Genomic DNA, 1262 nt, shown 5'->3' on the forward strand with positions numbered 1-1262 from the left:
TAAGGGCTGTCCCGTAACTGCGGGAGCATGAGGGCCTGCCCCGGCTTCGCGGACATCAGAGAAAGAGAAGCTCGACGTCTTTCGCGACGCAGAGCCGCAGAACGACCGTCAGCTGTTGAGCCGCGTCGATGTGTGTCCGCGGGACGTCGACCTCATGCCGCCACTGGTCGACGATCGCCTCGAGCCGGGGCAGGAGCGCAGCGCATGCAATGTGCGAGAGCTCGCCTCCACCATCGTCGGGGCGATCGAGGAGCGGTGCGAGCGAGGTGGAGACATCACTCCAGGGGCGTTCACCGCCGAAGCCCCACATCCCGTCGAGATCGAACCCTTCGGCTCGCGCCAGCTGCCGCCGGAACGCGGCGAAGCCGCTGTAGGACCAGCCGACGTCGGGACTGCTGGTGTCTCCGTCTCCTGGGAACAGAGTCAGCCCCACGTCGTTCTCCCTCGGATCGTCGAATAGGCAAAGGATCGGTCGGCACCAGCGACGTCTGCAACTGAGATGATCCGGCGGTGGCTGGTGTGATCACGGCGTCGGAGCCGTCTTGGATACTTCCGTTCGCCGGGCTGAACCCGCGCAACTTCGGCAAGCTCGTGACCGTCCTACGGCGCGAGGGCGCGGACGCGGTCCGCAAGGGCCGGCCGTGGAGCCTTCCGCTGGAGGACCGGGCCCTGCTGGTCGCGGCCTACTGGCGCACGAACCTGACCATGCGCCAGCTCGCTCCGCTGTTCGGGGTTTCCAAGTCGACGGCGGACCGGATCATTGACCACCTCGGGCCAATGCTCGCGCTTCAGCCGCGCAAGCGGTTCGCCAAGGACACGGTGCTTATCGTGGACGGCACCCTGGTCCCCACCCGCGACCACTCCGTCGCCCAGCGGTCGAAGAATTACCGCTACTCAACCAACCACCAGGTCGTCATCGACGCCGACACCCGCCTGGTCGTCGTGGTCGGCCGGCCGCTCGCCGGAAACCGCAACGACTGCAAGGCCTGGGAGGAGTCCGGCGCCAAGGCCGCCGTCGGCAAGACCCTAACGATCGCCGACGGCGGCTACCCGGGCACCGGCCTCGTCATCCCTCACCGCCGGGAACGCGGCCAGACTGAGCTCCCGGATTGGAAAGAGGAACACAACAAGTCCCACAAGCAGGTCCGAGCCCGCGTCGAGCACGTCTTCGCCCGCATGAAGACCTGGAAGATCCTCCGCGACTGCCGCCTGAAAGGCGACGGAGTGCACCATGCCGTGCTCGGCATCGCCCGGATGCACAA

At 67.0% G+C, this 1262-nt stretch carries 2 protein-coding genes; one reads left to right on the top strand and one right to left on the bottom strand.

The window, feature by feature from the left end; all coding sequences use genetic code 11:
- Positions 1-55 precede the first annotated feature (55 nt).
- Positions 56-433, bottom strand: coding sequence for a hypothetical protein (locus ACWDX6_RS30675; protein ID WP_451488135.1), 378 nt, complete (start codon positions 431-433; stop codon positions 56-58).
- Positions 434-510: 77 nt separating this feature from the next.
- On the opposite strand from ACWDX6_RS30675, the gene ACWDX6_RS30680 reads away from it, so the two are divergent.
- On the top strand, positions 511-1262 hold a 752-nt coding region (locus tag ACWDX6_RS30680; protein ID WP_451488136.1), incomplete at its 3' end, for a transposase.

Source organism: Streptomyces sp. NPDC003027 (genome assembly GCF_053591435.1).